Annotated in this window: 13 protein-coding genes; 4 read left to right on the forward strand and 9 right to left on the reverse strand. The window is 70.2% G+C overall.

What is annotated here, in order from left to right:
- Window positions 1–3 precede the first annotated feature (3 nt).
- The 3 genes from ACIQI8_RS28955 (at window position 4) to ACIQI8_RS28965 (ending at window position 3,956) form a co-directional block, all read left to right on the forward strand.
- Entirely contained in the window at window positions 4–2,547 is a 2,544-nt protein-coding gene (locus ACIQI8_RS28955; protein WP_402356364.1) for an MFS transporter, read from the forward strand.
- A 95-nt stretch (window positions 2,548–2,642) separates the two neighbouring features.
- Window positions 2,643–3,467: a YceI family protein gene (locus tag ACIQI8_RS28960; protein WP_402356367.1), complete on the forward strand. Its 825-nt coding sequence runs from the start codon at window positions 2,643–2,645 to the stop codon at window positions 3,465–3,467.
- Between the two features lie 15 nt (window positions 3,468–3,482).
- Window positions 3,483–3,956 (forward strand): PPOX class F420-dependent oxidoreductase, encoded by a 474-nt coding sequence (locus ACIQI8_RS28965; protein WP_402356370.1) that lies wholly within the window; start codon window positions 3,483–3,485, stop codon window positions 3,954–3,956.
- Window positions 3,957–4,064: 108 nt separating this feature from the next.
- On the opposite strand, the gene ACIQI8_RS28970 is transcribed toward ACIQI8_RS28965, so the two are convergent.
- The 6 genes from ACIQI8_RS28970 to ACIQI8_RS28995 form a co-directional block, all read right to left on the reverse strand.
- Complete coding sequence (locus ACIQI8_RS28970) at window positions 4,065–4,823, reverse strand: TetR/AcrR family transcriptional regulator (RefSeq protein WP_402356373.1); 759 nt, start codon at window positions 4,821–4,823, stop codon at window positions 4,065–4,067.
- A gap of 147 nt (window positions 4,824–4,970) precedes the next feature.
- Window positions 4,971–6,356 carry an MFS transporter gene (locus ACIQI8_RS28975; protein ID WP_402356376.1) on the reverse strand — a complete coding sequence of 462 codons (1,386 nt, stop codon included), beginning with the start codon at window positions 6,354–6,356 and terminating at the stop codon, window positions 4,971–4,973.
- Window positions 6,357–6,449: 93 nt separating this feature from the next.
- Entirely contained in the window at window positions 6,450–8,627 is a 2,178-nt protein-coding gene (locus ACIQI8_RS28980; protein ID WP_402356379.1) for an ArnT family glycosyltransferase, read from the reverse strand.
- On the reverse strand, window positions 8,624–10,069 hold the full coding sequence (locus ACIQI8_RS28985) for a glycosyltransferase (RefSeq protein ID WP_402356382.1): 1,446 nt from the start codon (window positions 10,067–10,069) through the stop codon (window positions 8,624–8,626). The genes ACIQI8_RS28980 and ACIQI8_RS28985 overlap by 4 nt, the downstream gene beginning before the upstream one ends.
- 14 nt (window positions 10,070–10,083) lie before the next feature.
- Window positions 10,084–11,766 (reverse strand): sensor histidine kinase, encoded by a 1,683-nt coding sequence (locus ACIQI8_RS28990; protein WP_402356385.1) that lies wholly within the window; start codon window positions 11,764–11,766, stop codon window positions 10,084–10,086.
- Window positions 11,763–12,503: a response regulator transcription factor gene (locus ACIQI8_RS28995; RefSeq protein ID WP_185146104.1), complete on the reverse strand. Its 741-nt coding sequence runs from the start codon at window positions 12,501–12,503 to the stop codon at window positions 11,763–11,765. Before ACIQI8_RS28995 ends, ACIQI8_RS28990 begins: the two co-directional genes overlap by 4 nt.
- Window positions 12,504–12,928: 425 nt before the next feature.
- Between ACIQI8_RS28995 and ACIQI8_RS29000 the strand changes: the two genes are divergently transcribed.
- Window positions 12,929–14,278: a PQQ-binding-like beta-propeller repeat protein gene (locus ACIQI8_RS29000; protein WP_402356388.1), complete on the forward strand. Its 1,350-nt coding sequence runs from the start codon at window positions 12,929–12,931 to the stop codon at window positions 14,276–14,278.
- Between the two features lie 72 nt (window positions 14,279–14,350).
- On the opposite strand, the gene ACIQI8_RS29005 is transcribed toward ACIQI8_RS29000, so the two are convergent.
- The 3 genes from ACIQI8_RS29005 to ACIQI8_RS29015 all read right to left on the reverse strand — a co-directional run bounded on the left by ACIQI8_RS29005 (window position 14,351) and on the right by ACIQI8_RS29015 (window position 17,419).
- Window positions 14,351–15,250 (reverse strand): amidohydrolase family protein, encoded by a 900-nt coding sequence (locus tag ACIQI8_RS29005; protein WP_402356391.1) that lies wholly within the window; start codon window positions 15,248–15,250, stop codon window positions 14,351–14,353.
- A gap of 22 nt (window positions 15,251–15,272) precedes the next feature.
- A complete protein-coding gene (locus tag ACIQI8_RS29010; protein WP_402356394.1) occupies window positions 15,273–16,181 on the reverse strand; it encodes a DUF2797 domain-containing protein in 909 nt (302 codons plus the stop codon).
- Between the two features lie 137 nt (window positions 16,182–16,318).
- A complete protein-coding gene (locus ACIQI8_RS29015; protein WP_402356397.1) occupies window positions 16,319–17,419 on the reverse strand; it encodes a Bro-N domain-containing protein in 1,101 nt (366 codons plus the stop codon).
- Window positions 17,420–17,422: the final 3 nt, after the last annotated feature.

Here is a 17,422-nt window from a genome sequence, read left to right on the forward strand (position 1 = left end):
CCCATGGCTACGACCACACCGGCCGGTGTGCGGGCTCATGCCAAGCACGGGGGAGGCTCCACCGAGTACGCCCCGATGACACACCGGCAGATCATGGAGGCCATCTCCGGTCTGCTGCTCGGCATGTTCGTGGCGATCCTGTCCTCCACGATCGTCACCAACGCCCTGCCGCACATCATCAGCGACCTCGGCGGCGGCCAGTCCGCCTACACCTGGGTCGTCACCGCGTCCCTGCTGGCGATGACCGCGACCACGCCCCTGTGGGGCAAGCTCGCGGACCTCTACAGCAAGAAGGCGCTCGTCCAGATAGCTCTGATCATCTATGTGCTGGGGTCCGCGGCGGCCGGTCTGTCGCAGAACGCCGGCATGCTGATCGCCTGCCGTGTCGTCCAGGGCGTCGGCGTCGGCGGTCTGTCCGCGCTCGCCCAGATCGTCATGGCCGCGATGATCTCGCCGCGTGAGCGCGGGCGTTACTCCGGCTACCTCGGCGCGACCTTCGCCGTCGCCACCGTCGGCGGCCCGCTGCTCGGTGGGGTCATCACCGACACCAGCTGGCTCGGCTGGCGCTGGTGCTTCTACGTCGGTGTCCCCTTCGCCGTGATCGCGCTGATCGCGCTGCAGAAGACCCTGCACCTGCCCGTCGTGAAGCGGGACGTCAAGGTCGACTGGTCCGGCGCCTTCTTCATCGCCGCCTCCGTCTCGCTGCTGCTGGTCTGGATCACCTTCGCCGGTGACAAGTACGACTGGATCTCCTGGCAGACGTACGCGATGATCGGCGGTTCGATCGCCCTCGGGCTGATCTTCGTGCTGATCGAGTCCAAGGCGCGCGAACCGATCATCCCGCTGCGGCTGTTCCGCAACCGCACCATCGCGCTGGCCTCGCTCGCGTCGCTGTTCGTCGGTGTCGCGATGTTCACCGGCACGGTCTTCTTCAGCCAGTACTTCCAGCTGGCCCGCGACAAGTCACCGACGATGTCCGGGGTGATGACCATCCCGATGATCGGCGGACTGTTCATCTCCTCCACCGTCTCGGGGCAGTTCATCACCCGCACCGGGCGCTGGAAGGCGTGGCTGGTGAGCGGCGGCGTGCTGCTGACGGCCGGCCTCGGTCTGCTCGGGACCATCCGGTACGACACGGCCTACTGGAAGATGGGCATCTTCATGGCCCTGCTGGGTCTCGGCATCGGCATGATGATGCAGAACCTGGTGCTGTGCACGCAGAACCAGGTCGACCCGAGCGACCTCGGCTCGGCCAGCTCGACGGTCACCTTCTTCCGCTCCCTCGGCGGCGCGGTCGGCGTCTCCGCCCTCGGCGCGGTGATGTCCCACCGGATCTCGCACTACGTCACCGACGGCATCGCCTCTCTCGACCCCAGGTACCGGGCGGCGCTCGCCGGTTCGAACTCCTCCACCGACAGCATCCCGGACCTGGCCAAGCTGCCGGCCCCGGTGCGCACGCTCATGGAGAGCTCCTACGGCCACGGCATCGCCGACGTCTTCATGATCGCCGGCGCCCTGGCGGCCGTCGCGTTCCTGATCACCCTGTTCATCAAGGAGGTCCCGCTGCGGACCAAGGGCGCGCTGGCGCAGGCCGCGGGCGAGCAGGACACCCCGGCCGCGGAGACCGCCGCCGTGGAGGCCGCGCCGGTCGCCGCCGAGACTCCGGCCGCTGACAGCGTGCCGAGTTGGGCGGTGTCGGAGACCGGGCCTGCCGCCGACGGCACCCAGCGGCTCTCCGCCGTGGCGACCATCGCACGGCCCGAGGAGTCGGCCGGTTCCGGCTTCGGCGGGATCCCGGTACGGGGCTTCGTGCGCGGCAACGAGAGCGCGCCCGTCCCGCAGGCCGCCGTCACGCTGATCTCGCTGGCCGGCCGCCAGTTGGGCCGGTCGGTGACCCAGGCGGACGGTTCCTACGCCGTCGAGGCGCCGAGCGTCGGGTCGTACGTCCTGATCGCCTCCGCCGACGGGTTCCAGCCGCAGGCGTCCACGGTCGTCGTGAACGGCGAGCCGCTCGCGTACGACGTCCTGCTCAGTGGGACCAGTGGGCTGAACGGGCTGGTGCGGGCCGCGGAGACCGGGCTCGCCGTCAAGGACGCCATGGTCGTCGTGACCGATGTGCGCGGGGATCTGCTGGCCACCCAGAAGACGGGTGAGCAGGGCGAGTTCGCCTTCGGCGAGCTGGTGCCCGGATCGGTGACCGTCGCGGTGAACGCCGACGGATACCGGCCGCGCGCGCTGCCCGTCGAGGTCGGCGGTACCGGGGTCACCCGGATCGAGGTCGACCTGGACTCGGGCGCTCAACTCCAGGGTGTCGTACGGGCTCCGCACGGCCCGCTGGCCGACGCCCGCGTGACCCTCGTGGACGCGGCGGGCAACGTGGTCGGCACGGCCACCACCGGGTCGGACGGGGCGTACGCCTTCACCGACCTGGGCAGCGGCGAGTACACGGTCATCGCGACGGGTTACCCGCCGGTGGCGAGCGCGTTGACCGTGAACGGGCGCGGTGTCGACGACCACGACATCGAACTCGCCCACCCCGGCGAGTAGGTGGCACACACCGGCCCGCGGCGGGCGCACGCCTCTCAGCGGAGGTGCGGCCGCCGCGGGCCGGATTCACGCGTACGGCAAGGAGTTTGAGGACCATGGGACTGACCGCGAGGATCCGTACCCGCGACGGATGGGCCGTGTCGCACGCCGTCGTCACGGTGACCGACATGACCGGCACCCAGGTGCTGCGCGCGGAGGCCGACGCCGAGGGGGCGGTACGGGACACCACCGAGCTGGCGCCCGGCCCGTACACCGTCATCGTCACCGCCGTCGGGTACGCGCCCGCCGCCGCCACCGCGATCGTCACCGCGAGCGGCCGGGCCGAGGTCGGGGTCGTGACCCTGGGGCGGCAGGGCGGCACCGAACTGCCGCCGCCCGGGCCCTGGACCGTCGACCCCGCGCACTCCTCCGTCGCCGCGGTCGCCCAGCACCTCGGCATCTCCAGCGTGCACGGCCGTTTCACCGACTTCGCCGCGCGCATCGAGATCGCCCCGGACGAGGTGGCCAAGTCCCGTGTGGAGGCGGTGATCCGGGCCGCGTCCATCGATACGGGCAACGGTGTGAGGGACGATCATCTGCGCTCGGCGGACTTCCTGGACGTCGAGAAGTACCCGGAGATCACCTACCGCTCGACCGGCGTCGTGGCGGCGGCGGGCACGGACCGGTGGACGGTCCGCGGCGAGCTGACGCTGCACGGGGTGGCGCGGGAGGTCGATCTGGACCTCGCGTATCTGGGTACGGGGGCCGATCCGTGGGGCGGGACCCGGGCCGCGTTCCGGGCGACGGCGGAACTTCGGCGGGAGGACTTCGCCATGAACTACAACCAGGTGGTGCAGGCGGGGATCGCGGCGATCGGGACGACGTTGCGGGTGGAGCTGGATGTGCAGGCGGTGCAGGGCGAGGCGTTGCCGCAGGGGTAGACATAGGCTGGTCGTATGGCACCGAACATCGCTAGTAACACCCGGGTATCCCTGGAAGAGCTGCTGGAGTTTGTGCGGCCCCGTCATCACGCGCTGCTGTTGACGCGGCGGGCCGACGGGAGTCCGCAGGCCTCGCCGTTGACCTGTGGGGTCGACGACTCGGGGCGGATCGTCGTCTCCACGTACCCCGAACGCGCCAAGACGCGGAACGCGAAGCGGGACGAGCGGGTCAGTGTCGTCGTGCTGAGCGACGACTGGGACGGGCCGTGGGTGCAGGTCGACGGCGTCGCCGAGGTGATCGATCCGCCGGAGTCCGTCGAGCCGCTGGTGGAGTACTACCGGAACATCGCCGGGGAGCATCCGGACTGGGACGAGTACCGGGCGGCGATGGTGAAGCAGGGGAAGTCGATCATTCGGGTCACGCCGGAGAAGTGGGGTCCGGTGGCCACAGGTGGGTTCCCGGCGCGGTTGGCCTCGCCGGAGGCGTGAGCACTCCGTTGGCTCGCCGGGCGCCTGCGAGCTCCGGGGGCGCGCTTGTGTCGCGGGTGCCGGTCCGTGGGGGCTGGTCGCGCAGTTCCCCGCGCCCCTGAGGGGAACCTACTCGCCCTCTCTTTTCACCATCGCCTCGATGCCCGCCACCAAGAGTTCCAAGGCGAAGGTGAAGTCCCTCTCCCGCATTTCCTCCACCGTGTCGCCTCCCCTCGCCGCCATGAGGTCCGCCGACTCCTGGATGACCTCGGCGGCCGACGGGGACTGGTTCACCGCGGTCATCGCGGTGCGGAAGTACTCGTCCTGGGTCATGCCGGCGGCCGCGGTGCGGGCGATGAAGTGGCCCTCGATCGTGCCGAAGCCGTAGACGAACTGGAAGACGGCCGAGATGGCGCCCGTCAGGCCGGATGCGGGCAGGCCGGTTTTGCGGATGACCTGCTGTACGACCCTGGAGAAGGCCAGTGAGTTCGGGCCGATGTTCAGGAACGTGCCGGCCAGCGGGGAGAGCCAGGGGTGGCGGACCAGGAGGGCGCGGTACTCCCTTGCCAGGGCGCGGAGTTGGTCCCGCCAGTCCTCGTCGGCCTCCGGGTCGGGCAGCGGGAGCTCGCCGAAGGCCGCGTCGAGGGCGAGTTCGAGGAGGTCGTCCTTGGTGTCGACGTACCAGTAGACGGACATCGCCGTGACGTTCAGTTCCGCGGCGAGGCGGCGCATGGAGAACTTGGCCATGCCCTCGGCGTCCAGCAGCCGCACGGTCGCCCCGGTGATGCGGTCCCGGTCGAGCCCGGACGGCTGCCCACCCCGACCCCGGCGGACCTTGCCCTCCAGCCACACACTGGTCCGCGCCGCCCCCTCGGCTGACCTGGCCATCAGCGCACGCACCTTCCTGGATATGCAGTAACTGATCTTGCGGTAACTGATCAAGATGCCAGATGTCGACCAACCTGGGGACGCGGGGAACTGCGCGATCAGCCACAACAGGCTCGCAGCCGCAGAACAACCGCACCTCCCGAGCTCCTAGGCGACCACCAATTCCGAGTCTGCCCGCTCCGCCCTGCGCAACAACGCCGCCGCCAGGAACCCGCCGAGCAGTACCGCGACCGCTCCCACCAACTGCCCTGATCTCAGCCCTTCGGCAAGCCCCCCGGACGAGCTCAGGACGGCTCCGAGCACCGCGACCCCCAACCCGTTGCCGAACTCCGCCAACGTTCCGTTGACCCCGGCCCCGACCCCCGCCTTCGCCGGAGGAATCGCGCTCATGATCGCGTGCGCCATGGCCGGGCTGGCGAGAGCGCCCCCCGCGCCGATGAGCAGCAGGCCCAGCAGGGTGCCGGTGTAGCCCCCGGTGGACAGCACCGCGATCGACGCCAGCCCCGCCGACATCAGCACCATTCCCAGCGCGATGGAAACCGGCGTACCCAACCTCGCCGACCACTTCGCCGACAGGCCGCTGAAGTTGAGGGCCACGATGGTCAGAGCCAGCGGGGCGGTCCTGAGGCCCGCCTCCAACGGGCCGTAGCCCAGGACGAATTGCAGGTGCTGGGTGAGCAGGAAGAGCGAGCCGCCCATGCCGAAGGCGATGAGCACCGCCCCCGCCACCGCACCCGTGAACCGGCGGTCGCGGAAGAAGTGCGGGTCGAGCATCGGGTACGGGATCCGGTTCTCCCAGTACGCGAAGGCGCCCAGGGACAGGGCGGCGACGGCCGCGGGGAGCAGGACGCGGCCCGACGTCCAGCCGTGTGCCGGGCCCGAGATGATCGCGAAGACCAGCGAGGCCATGCCGACCGTGGAGAGCAGGGCGCCGGGGAGGTCGGGGCGGTCACCGGCGGGGTTCTTGGATTCCGGGACCAGGGCCACCACCGCCACCAGGCCCAGCGCCGCTACCGGCAGGTTGATCAGGAAGATCGCGCCCCACCAGAAGTGGTTCAGCATGAAGCCGCCGAGGAGCGGTCCGATCGCGAAGCCGAGCGCGTTGACCGCCGCCCAGATGCCGATCGCCCTCGGCTGCTCCTCGGGCGTGAAGATCTGCATCGCCACCGCGAGGGTGGTGGTCATCAGCAGTGCGCCGCCGACGCCCATGCCCGCGCGGGCCGCGATCAGTTGGCCCGTGGAGCCGGCCAGGCCCGCCGCCAACGAACCGATGCCGAAGAGGGCGAGTCCGGCCAGCAGCATCTTCTTGCGGCCGTAGCGGTCGGCCGCGCTGCCGGCGGTGAGCAGCAGGCCGGACTGGACGAGCGAGTACGCGTTGATCATCCACTGGATGTCCGAGGTCTTGGCGTGCAGCTCCCGGGTGAGGGAGGGGATCGCCACGTTCAGCACGGTGTTGTCGAGCAGCACGGTCAGCTGGGCGAGACAGATGACACCGAGGATCAGCCAGCGTTGGGGGTGGCCCTGGGAACTCATGTCGTACAGCGTATAAGAGTTCCTGTACGCCGTACAACGAAAATAGGGAGGGGGTGGTGACCATGGTCACCACCCCCTCCGATCAGTCGGCGGCTAGCTGCTCGTCTTCTGCGTGAGGTCGTAGAAGGTGGACGAACCGACCGTCACCTTCTTGAAGTTGCTCTCGACCCACGAGGTGATCTGCGAGGACGTGCCGGTGCTGCTGCCGCCCATGCCGCCGCCCGTGCCGCTGGAGATGAAGTAGTGGATCCTGCCGTCGGCCACGTACTTCTCGAACTGCGCCAGCGTCGGGGACGGGTCGGTGCCGTTGAAGCCGCCGATCGCCATCACCGCCTCACCGGTGGCGAGTTGGTAGCTCGCCGCGTTCTGCGCGCCGACCGCGGCCGCCGCCCAGGTGTAGTCGCCGGCGTTGCTCTGCAGTAGCTGCTTGGCCTCGGCGCTGACGGTCGCGCCGTTCAGCAGGCCGCCGGCGCCACCGCCGCCCATGCCGCCGGGGGCGCCCTGCTGGCCCTGGGTGTTCCCGTTGCCGTTCTGCCCCGGCATACCGCCGGTGCCGCCACCCGGGAAGCCGCCGCCACCTTGCTGGTTCTGGGTGTTGCCGTTGCCGTTCTGCTGGCCCGGCATGCCACCGCCGCCGAAGCCGCCGCGAGCGCCACCGCCGCCGGGACCGCCCCGGCCGCCCATCGTGCTCGCGCCCGCCGGACCGGCCGTCGGGATGGAGCCGGTGTGCGCCGAGTCGACCGTGCTGAGGGTGTACGCCGTCGGACCGGCCAGGGAGGCCACGATGCCCAAGCCCACTGCGGCCAGGGCGAGTTGGCGGCCCAGTTTGGCCACGAAGATCACACCGAGCGCGGCGGCCAGGCCGCCGATCAGGACCAGCCAGCGCAGCCAGGGCAGGTAGTCGGGCGTGCGGTTGAGGAGTACGTAACCCCAGACCGTGCCCGCCACGATCGCCGCCGCGAGGGTGAGCGAGGCCCACGTCTCGGAGCGCTTCTCCCACAGGGTCCCGGCGCCCATGCCGATCACGGCGGCGATGTAGGGAGCCAGGGCGATCGTGTAGTACTGGTGGAAGATGCCCGCCATGTAGCTGAAGACCAGCAGGGTGATCAGCAGCGCGCCGCCCCACACCAGGAACGAACCGCGGGTCACCGAGGTCCGCTTGAGCTTGCGGGTGGCCACCAGACCGGCGACCAGGAGGATCAGCGCGGCCGGCAGCAGCCAGGAGATCTGGCTGCCGATCTCGGAGTTGAACATCCGGTCCCAGCCGGTCTCGCCCCACCGCCCGGTGCCGCCCGCGCCACCGCCGCCGCCGACACTGCCGGTCTCGTCGCCGTTGATGCGGCCCAGGCCGTTGTAGCCGAAGGTCAGCTCAAGGAAGCTGTTGTTCTGGGAACCGCCGATGTAGGGGCGGGAGGAGGCCGGCCACAGCTCGACGATCGCGACCCACCAGCCGCCGGAGACGAGCAACGCGAGGGTGCCCGCGGCCAGTTGACCGAACCGCTTCTTCAGCGAGACCGGCGCGCAGACGGCGTGGACGATCGCCAGCGGCGGCAGGATCAGGAAGGCTTGCAGGGTCTTGCCGAGGAAGGCGAAGCCGATCGCGACCCCGCACCACACCAGCCACCTGGTCCGGCCGTCCTCCAGCGCGCGGACCGCGAAGTAGCAGGCCAGCGCCATCAGCAGGGCGAGCATCGCGTCCGGGTTGTTGAACCGGAACATCAGCGCGGCCACCGGGGTGAGCGCGAGGACCGCGCCCGCGATCAGGCCGGACGCCGGGCTGAAGCGGCGGCGCACCGAGGCGTAGACGACGGCGACCGTGCCGACGCCCATGAGGACCTCGGGGCCCAGGATCGTCCAGGTGTTGACGCCGAAGATCCGGGCCGCGATCTCCATCGGCCACAGGAACGCCGAGGGCTTGTCGACGGTGATCGCGTTGCCCGCGTCCAGCGAGCCGAAGAACATCGCCTTCCAGCTCTGGGTGCCGGCCTGGACGGCCGCCGAGTAGAAGGAGTTGGAGTAGCCGTTGACGCCCAGGTTCCAGAAGTAGAGCACCGCGGTGGCGGCCAGCAGGCCGAGGAAGGCCCGGCGGGCCCAGCGGGGGTCCTCGGGACGGCCGCGCCACAGTCGGCGTACGAAGGGCTGCTTGGGCTCGCCGCCGGCGGGGGCCGGCGCGTGCGGCGGCCGCTGCGCGTCCACCACGTCGGGTGCGGGGCCCGAGGGGGTGGGAGCCGCACCTCCCTGGTGGGTCGGCTGGTCGTAGTGGGTGGTCATCGGGTGTCCCCCGGATCGGTGTCGTAAGGGCGCATCGGCCGGAACTGCGTCGTGGAGTCCCGCCAGGTGCCGTCCGCGGCTTCACCGGCGCGGAACTGAGTGGTGTGGGTGGTCTGGATGTTGTTCAAGGACTGTGATGCATGCGCGTACGGCTGCTCATAGCCCTGTTGCTGGTACTGCACCGTCGAGGCCGCGTCGCTGTCCCGGCGGTCCGGGAAGACCCACGCCCTGAAGAGCAGGAACCGCAGGACGGTCGCGGCGAGATTGGCGGCGATCAGCACCGCCAGTTCGGTGGAGTGCGCGGGGTCGCTGCTGGCCGCGTTCAGGGCGGCGAGCGAGCCGCTGGTCAGGGCCAGGCCGATGCCGAAGACGACCAGGCCCTGCGCCTGGTGCCGGACCGCGCCGCCGCGCCCGCGCACCCCGAAGGTCAGTCGGCGGTTGGCCGCGGTGTTGGCGATCGCGGAGACCAGGAGCGCGAGCGCGTTGGCGATCTGCGAGCCGGTGAAGGAGCGGAACGCGCTGTACAGGACCAGGTAGAAGAGGGTCGACAGGCCGCCGACCACGCAGAACCCGACGAGTTGGCGGGCCAGGCCCTTCGGCACGTCCTTGATGTCGCGGTCGCGCGGGTCGTCGCCGAAGGGGCGGGTGATCCGGTCCAGCGGCAGCGAGCCGCTCGCCAGTGCCTTGCCGACGCGCCACACGCCCTTGAGGTCCTCGGTGGCCGTCTTCACGATGTGCACCGTCGAGTCCGGGTCGTCGACCCAGTCGACCGGCACCTCGTGGATCCGAAGGCCCGCGCGCTCGGCGATGACCAGCATCTCGGTGTCGAAGAACCAGCCGGTGTCCTCGACCATCGGCAGCAGCACCTGGGCCACATCACGCCGGATCGCCTTGAACCCGCACTGCGCGTCCGAGAAGCGGGCCTGCAGCGAGCCGCGCAGGATGAGGTTGTACGAGCGGCTGATGAACTCCCGCTTGGCGCCGCGCACCACGCGCGACGAGCGGGCCAGCCGGGAACCGATCGCCAGGTCGGAGTGGCCGGAGATGAGCGGTGCCACCAAGGGCAGCAGGGCGTTCAGGTCGGTCGACAGGTCCACGTCCATATAGGCGAGGATCGGAGCGTCCGAGGCGGACCAGACGGTCCGCAGCGCCCGGCCGCGGCCCTTCTGCTCCAGCCGGAAGGCCCTGACCTCCGGAAGCTGTGCCGCCAGCCGCGCGGACACCTGGGGAGTGGTGTCCGTCGAGGCGTTGTCGGCGATCGTGATGCGGAACGCGTAGGGGAACGTGCGCTTGAGATGGTCGTGCAGTCTCAGCACACACGGCTGGAGGTCCTTCTCCTCGTTGTAAACGGGGATCACTACGTCCAGAACAGGCGTACCGGCGTCGCCGGCCGGGAGGTGCTCCCGCGCCGGCAGGGTGCCGGGAGAAGAGTCGGTTCGCATGGGAACGACTCTTGTCAAGCGCCCTGTTGCACCCATGTGGTGGCACTGTGCTGGACCTGTGAGTGCGATTGCCAATTCGTTTCGGGGCCCGGCTGCGGAAGCTGCGGAGCCAGCGCGGGCAGGTGCACGGTGAAGACCGTGCGGCCGGGAACGCTGTCCACGGTCACCGCGCCGCCGTGCGCGCTCGCGACGGCCTGCACGATCGCGAGGCCGAGGCCCGTCGAGCCGGTGGACCGCGAGCGCGCCGAGTCCCCGCGGGCGAACCGCTCGAAGACGTGCGGGAGCAGATCGGGCGGGATGCCCTGGCCGTTGTCCTCGACGTCCACGCACATCCACGGGCCGCGCCGCTGCACGCGCGCGGTGACGGTCGTCCCCGGTGGGGTGTGCTTGCGGGCGTTGCCGAGCAGGTTGATGAGCACCTGCTGGAGGCGGGCCGCGTCGCCGGAGACGGCGGCGGGTTCGTCGGGCAGGTCGAGGCGCCAGTTGTGGTCCATGCCGGCCGCGCGGGCGTCGCTGATGGTGTCGACGACCAGCGGGATGAGGTCGGTCTGCTCGAACTGGAGCGGCCGTCCGGCGTCCAGTCTGGCGAGCAGCAGCAGGTCCTCCACGAGCAGGGTCATCCGGCTCGCCTCGGACTCGATCCGGCCCAGCGCGTGCCGGGTGTCCGGGCCGACCTGCTCTCTGCCGCGCCGGGTCAGCTCGGCGTACCCGCGGATGGAGGCGAGCGGGGTGCGCAGCTCGTGGCTGGCGTCCGCGACGAACTGCCGTACCCGCATCTCGCTCTGCTGGCGGGCGTGCAGGGCGCCGTGGACGTGGTTCAGCATCCGGTTGAGCGCGGCACCGACCTGGCCGACCTCGGTGTGCGGATCGGTCTCGGACTCCGGGACACGCTCGCTGAGGTTCACCTCGCCGGTGTGGAGCGGGAGTTCGGAGACACGGGTGGCGGTGCTGGCGACACGGCGCAGCGGGCGGGTGGCGACACCGACGAGGACGTAGCCGGCGATGCCTGCGGCCACGAGGCCGGCGGCGGTGACGCTCAGCTCGACGAGGATGAGGGTGTTGACGGTGCTGTCGACGTCGGCGGTCGGCAGGGCGATGTAGAAGCCCTCGGTGGGGGTGTCGGGGTTCGTGGCGTACTTGACCCGGTAGTCCCCGAGCCCGGGGATCGTGACGCTGTGCGTCTTCCCGTCCCTCGACACGGACGCGAGGGCCTGGCTCTGCGCCGTGGAGAGATCGACGCCGGTCATTCTCTGGAACGCGCCGTTGGTGTCGTTCTGCTGCTTGCTGTACGCCGCGCTGGCGATCGAGCCGTTCTGCACGTAGGCGGCGACGGTGCTGACCTGTGTTGGGCCGGTGGTGAGGACTTTGGTGACCTTGCCGGCGGCCGAGACGGGCGTGTCGCCGCCGAGGGACTTGCCCCCCGACGTGGACGTGCCGTTCTGCGCCCCGGGGAGATTGCCGAGGCCGTTGCCCTGGTTGTTCCCCAGGGGACGGCCCGCCGCGCGCATGGCGGTCTCCTGCACCTTGCCGTCGAGCTGGTCGTACAGATGCGAGCGGAGCGCAAGCGTGGTCACCGTACCGATCACCGCGCACACCACCGCGATCAACGTCACGGACGCGACGACGAGCCGGGTCCGCAGGGTGCGCGGCTTACCCGCTCGTCGCTTCTGCGTACGCGGCCGTCGTCGCCCGCTCATGAGGCGGCGGGCTTGATCAGGTAACCGGCCCCTCGCCGGGTGTGGATCATCGGCTCCCGTCCGGCGTCGATCTTCCGGCGGAGGTAGGAGATGTAGAGCTCGACCACGTTGGCCTGGCCGCCGAAGTCGTAGGACCACACCCGGTCGAGGATCTGCGCCTTGCTGAGCACACGCCGTGGATTGCGCATGAGGAAGCGCAGCAGTTCGAACTCGGTGGCGGTGAGGTGGATGCCCTCCCCGGCCCGCGACACCTCGTGGCTGTCCTCGTCGAGGGTGAGGTCACCGACCACGAGTACGGAGTCGGAGCGGCGATCGGCGGCACCGGACCGCCGGATCAGCCCGCGCAGCCGGGCGACGACCTCTTCGAGGCTGAACGGCTTGGTGACGTAGTCGTCGCCGCCTGCGGTGAGCCCGGCGATACGGTCCTCGACGGCGTCCTTCGCCGTCAGGAACAGCACCGGCACGTCCGGCAGTTCGCGGCGCATCCGGCCAAGGACGGTCAGGCCGTCCATGTCGGGCAGCATCATGTCCAGGACGACGGCGTCGGGCCGGAACTCCCGCGCGGTCTGGATGGCACCCGTGCCATCCCCCGCACTCCGGATCTGCCAGCCCTCATAACGAAGGGCCATGGACAGCAGTTCGGTGATCGACATTTCGTCGTCCACCACAAGCACTCGGACGGGGCTCCCGTCCGGCCTCAGCAGTTCGGTGCGCCCCTGGGGCGAGGTCGTGGTCATGGTGGAGAGACTGTCGGGATCCTCTGAGAGCACGCTTTCGACAACCTGTGATTTCCCTAAGAAACTCACAGGGGCCTCTCAGGCAACCCCTTGGAACCGCTTGCTGGAAGCGGTTTCTGCGGTGGGGGAGAGGGAAAGGAGCCGGGCGGCTTGCTTCGCGGGGGCGGGTGCTCGCCTCGGAGATAACGGGTGCTGGCCCCGGGGCGAGCGGCTGCTTGCCCCGCGGGGAGTCGGCGGGACAAGATCCCTCATCTGTTCGAGGCGACGGGGACACGGGGGCTGTGGTGACAGCTGGGGCAGGTGGGACAGTCGGGACAGGTGGCGGCAGTGGGGATCATGGGGACAGCGGAGGCATATCCGCACGGCTGCCGGGGGAACGGGATCCCAGGGCGTGGCGCCGGCTGACGCTGTACGCGACCGGCTGCGTGACTGCGGTCCTGCTCGTTCTCGTCGGCCTGGAGCAGCCCTGGCACGAGGCTTCGGCACCGAAACCCGACGTGGTCACCGGGGCGCAGGGCACTTTCCCGGCCACGCTCGGCTCGACGGCACCACTCACCCCGAACCACGTCCTGCGCCGGACGACCGCCGACGAGACCGTGGTGCACGGGCTGTCGGTCCGGGCGACGGCAGTCGGTGTGCGAGCCGTGAACATACGGACCGGCGCGGAGTACTGGCGCTATGAGCGGGGCGGCTACGGGGAGGGCGACGGCGATGGGGGTGAGGACCGGGGCGAGGACCGCGGCGGGGATGCGAACGAGGGCTATTACGCGCCGACGCTCAACGTATCCACGCGCACGGTGGTCGCCGGCTTCGCGGACGGCCGGCTCACGGCGATCGACCTGCGCTCGGGCCGGATCCTGTGGCACCGGAACATCTCCGAGGGCGAGAGCCGGCGACGCGCGTACCCCCGGCTCTCCGGCGGCCGCGTCATCATCGACACCCCGGCCGGCATCCGCGCCCTCGCCGAACGCACCGGCCGCACCCTGTGGACGGCGAGCAGACCGGCCGAGTGCGACGAGACACCGATCGAGACGGTGTACGACTTCCCGGACCACCTCGTCACGGCTTCGGCGAGCTGCGACGTACTGGGCCCCAAGCACGGCAACGCGAGTGCGGCCATCGCGCCCTCCGTCACCGAAAGCTCCGCCCTCCTCCTCGGCATCGACGACCGCACGGGCGAGGTCCTCTGGCGGCAGCAGCAAGGGGAGCCGTACGACGACCTCCTCCGGGCCGACACCCACACCCTCGCCGCCGTCGGCCCCGAACGCCGCACCCCGCGCCCGGTCCGCCTCCTGCACGTGAGCCGCCAGGGAGCACCGGTACGGGTCACCTTCTCCATCCACCTCTCGGCCGACGTCACCACGGCTGACGTCACTACGGCCGACGGCATCGCGGTCACCACGGTCGACCCGCACATCTACGACACCGCCTCCCCCACCCTCCTCAGCGCCTACGACACCGGAACCGGCCGCCTGCGCTGGAAACTCCGCGCACCGACCGGCCGGAAGTACGGCGATCCCGTGGTCGCGGACGGCCGGGTGTACGTCGTCCGCCAACCGAACTTCCGGTACGCCGACGCCGGCCACGGCACCTCGGCCGAGTTGGTGGTCCTCGACGCGCGGACGGGACGTTCGCTGCATGGGCTGAAGCTGACGGGGTTGACGGTGCCGACGGACGTCAATGCGGATGCTTCGCTGGATGTGGGCGGGGCGGACGGCGCGGTCACGGTCAGGTGGCGGGGCGGGCGGAAGGAAATGCTGTTGGTGACAGGGTGATCCGGTGACGGGGTGACCCGGTGACCTGGTGGCCCGGTGGCCGGTGCCCCGGTGCCGGTGGCCCGTAGGGCGTCACACCCCGAACAGCCTCGCCCCGTTGTCGTGACACACGGCCCGCAGCCAGTCGTCTCCCAGCCCAAGCCGCTCCAGTGCCTCCAGCTGATGGACGTACGGATAGGGGATGTTGGGGAAGTCGCTGCCGAGCAGGATCCGGTCGCCGAGGTCGGCCAGCCGGGGCAGTGCCCTCCGGGGGAACGGCGCGAACCGGTCGCTGAAATCCGTGAACGACATCGTCGTGTCCAGCCGCACCTCGGCGTACCGCTCGGCCAGGTCGAGGAAGTCCTCGTACTCCGTCATCCCCATGTGCGCGACGATCAGCCGCAGTCGGGGATGCCGGGCGAGCACGCGCCCGACCGGCTCCGGCCCGGTGAACTTGCCCGGCATGGGCCCGGAACCGCAGTGGATCACCACGGGCACGCCGGCCTCGGCGAGCAATCCCCAAGCCCCGTCGAGGAGTTCATCGGCCGGGTCGTACGCCCCCACCTGCACATGCGCCTTGAAGACCCGCGCCCCCGCCTCGACGGCCTCCCGGACATAGCCCTCGACTCCCGGCTCCGGGAACAGCGTCGAGGTGTGCAGACAGTCGGGGGTGCGGCGCGCGAAGTCGACGGCCCAGCCGTTGAGCCACTCGGCCATGCCCGCCTTGTGCGGATAGAGCATCGCGGTGAAGGCACGGACGCCGAACTCCCGGATCAGGGCTACCCGTTCGGCCTCCTCGGCGCGGTAGGTGATGGGCCACTCGACGCCACCGGTGAGCGGCCCGAGCGAGTCGAAGTAACCCCAGACCTTGCGGAGAACGCGCTCGGGCATGAAGTGGGTGTGGACGTCGACGAGCCCGGGGAGCGCGAGGCGCTGCCAGAAACGGCGAACCTGGTCTTTTTCCCTGGCTTCCTGACCCTCCGTGGCGCCCATCCGTTCCCGACCTCCCGAATCCTCAGAACAACTCGTCCTGCACCGCCGACGCGCCTCTGAACTCCCGCAGGGGAAAGGCAGGTCGGCCTCCGTCCGCAGCCCCGGTCCCTCCCTCGGCAGGTCCCAGGTCCCACCCTGTCATCAGCCGAGTGTCGAGCACGAGGATCTTCCGCTCCCCGTCCCCCTCCCCGACCGCGAGATGCAGATCGGGCCCCGCGGCCGCAACCAGCTCCCCGCTCACCGCCCCACCGGCAACCAGCTCACTCACCTCGCCGACGGCGCCCGGTAGTCGAGCGAGTCCGAACGCGCCGACATGGTCGACCGGCCGGCAGGCTTCCCGCGTGAGTGACTCGGGCCAGTCGGCGAGCGCGAGCGCCCGGGCATGCAGCTCCACGACTTCGGCCGCCCGCGCGCTCTCCGCCCCGGGCAACCCCGAACGCACCGCCCGCTTATCGGCGTACGGAATCCGGTCGGGCACCCGGAGCGCGGCCCGCAACAACTCTTCCGTGCGTCGGGCGGCCATCAACGGACCGGTGCCGAGCCAGCTGAAGCACACCGCGCCCTGCTCCAGCAGCCGGGCCGACCCCCGCTCGACCGCCGTGATCCCGACCTTGACCATGCCGGGTCCGAACCAGGCCAGATATACGCGGTACGGCCGCGGGTCGTCGGCGATCGTGTCGGCGGCCACGGAGTGCGCCCGGTCCAGCCGCGCACACTCCTCGCACCGCGCCCCCGTACTCCGCCCCGACACCCCCGCCCGCACCGGACACGCATGCCCCCGCGCTCCCACACACGTCCGCACACCCCCGTCCACGACCCCGAAGGCCACCCGCTTCCCCCAGGCCAGCGCACTGCGCCGCCCGCCGTCCCACACCAGCACGGGGCCACCGTCGACCCACCGCAACCCCGAACACTTCCATGCCTGTGCCATCACTCATGAGAGTAGAAGACGGCACTGACAACACGATCGCCCCGCCGGAACCGCTACGGTACGGACGGGCCCGAAGCCGCAACTTCGTTTTGCGACTTCGGGCCCTCCTGCCGTCACCCCACCTGATTCGACTTCACCTAGGGCAGCGCGTAGACCGGCACACCGTCCTCTTCGCACCCGGTCTGCCGGATGCACCCTCGCTTGATCAGCATGCGCACACAGTCCTGGACACGGTCGACGGTCAGGCCCGTACGCGCGGCGACCTCCTCCAGCCGACACCTGGCGGCACCCCGCACCAGCGCGGGCGCGAGACAGGCCGCCACGGCGTGCACGTCGTCGGTGACGACGAGGTTCTTCGCCCGCCAGTGGGCCAGCAGTTCCTGGGGCGTCATGGCCGAGGACCCGGGCGTCGGCCCGGAGGGCGGCTGGAGTCGCTCGGCGACGCGGTCCAGAGTGCCGGCGATGCGATGGAGGGCATCGGCCATGGAGGTCTGGACGCGGTGGGATGCGGCCAGCAGCTCGGCGACGTTGGTCAGTTGTCCGGCTGCGTTCGCCAGATGTGTGTTGGTGCGCGCCAGATGTGTGTTGGTTTGCGCCAGATGCTCGTTGGTGTGCGCCAGATGCGTGTTGGTGTGCGCCAGATGCTCGTTGGTCCGGCGCATCTGCTCGATCCGCTCCACCTGTGCGACGGCCAACGCCTCGTCCGCCCTGATGTTCCGCTCCTCCAACCGGACGATCGCGTCGGCGACCTGCTGGGGCATGAGGTACGCGGTATTGCCGTCGGGGGCGGGTTGGACGGGGGCCTGATCGAGGGAGTACGAACCGTCGCGCTGGATGGTCACGACGACATCGCAGACCCAGGCCTTGAAGGGTTCGCATTCCGGCTTGGTGCAACCGTTGACGAGGGCTACAAGACCACGCAGGTTCACCATCCGCATCGACTTCTTAAGTCCGTGACCTGCAATCTTGCTCGAAGCGTCTACTCCATAGACGCTTCGAGCAAGATCGTCCAGCGTCTTCTGGCAATCTGCGGCAACATGCCACTGCAAGGCTTGCCGCGTGTTTGCGTAGCCAAGACGCGTGGCCACGTCGGCTGCCGGAAACCAGTACTCACCTTCCGACAGGGTCACCCTCCGCACCCGCGCCCCCGTCGACGCGAACACGAAGTCGTTGATGTCGATCGCGTCCTGCTTCCGTGCCGCCGACTGCTCCGACGGCGTGTCGTTCTGCTCGTACATCGA

It is taken from the genome of Streptomyces sp. NPDC092369 (genome assembly GCF_044755245.1).
Lineage (GTDB): Bacteria > Actinomycetota > Actinomycetes > Streptomycetales > Streptomycetaceae > Streptomyces.

What these genes read in the sequence shown, in the direction of transcription:
- ACIQI8_RS28990 (WP_402356385.1), bottom strand. Translation starts at nt 11,766, where the DNA reads ATGAGCGGGCGACGACGGCCGCGTACGCAGAAGCGACGAGCGGGTAAG.
- ACIQI8_RS29015 (WP_402356397.1), bottom strand. Translation starts at nt 17,419, where the DNA reads ATGTACGAGCAGAACGACACGCCGTCGGAGCAGTCGGCGGCACGGAAG.
- ACIQI8_RS28970 (WP_402356373.1), bottom strand. Translation starts at nt 4,823, where the DNA reads ATGGCCAGGTCAGCCGAGGGGGCGGCGCGGACCAGTGTGTGGCTGGAG.
- ACIQI8_RS28955 (WP_402356364.1), top strand. Translation starts at nt 4, where the DNA reads ATGGCTACGACCACACCGGCCGGTGTGCGGGCTCATGCCAAGCACGGG.
- ACIQI8_RS28980 (WP_402356379.1), bottom strand. Translation starts at nt 8,627, where the DNA reads ATGACCACCCACTACGACCAGCCGACCCACCAGGGAGGTGCGGCTCCC.
- ACIQI8_RS28995 (WP_185146104.1), bottom strand. Translation starts at nt 12,503, where the DNA reads ATGACCACGACCTCGCCCCAGGGGCGCACCGAACTGCTGAGGCCGGAC.
- ACIQI8_RS28965 (WP_402356370.1), top strand. Translation starts at nt 3,483, where the DNA reads ATGGCACCGAACATCGCTAGTAACACCCGGGTATCCCTGGAAGAGCTG.
- ACIQI8_RS29010 (WP_402356394.1), bottom strand. Translation starts at nt 16,181, where the DNA reads ATGGCACAGGCATGGAAGTGTTCGGGGTTGCGGTGGGTCGACGGTGGC.
- ACIQI8_RS28975 (WP_402356376.1), bottom strand. Translation starts at nt 6,356, where the DNA reads ATGAGTTCCCAGGGCCACCCCCAACGCTGGCTGATCCTCGGTGTCATC.
- ACIQI8_RS28985 (WP_402356382.1), bottom strand. Translation starts at nt 10,069, where the DNA reads ATGCGAACCGACTCTTCTCCCGGCACCCTGCCGGCGCGGGAGCACCTC.
- ACIQI8_RS29005 (WP_402356391.1), bottom strand. Translation starts at nt 15,250, where the DNA reads ATGGGCGCCACGGAGGGTCAGGAAGCCAGGGAAAAAGACCAGGTTCGC.
- ACIQI8_RS28960 (WP_402356367.1), top strand. Translation starts at nt 2,643, where the DNA reads ATGGGACTGACCGCGAGGATCCGTACCCGCGACGGATGGGCCGTGTCG.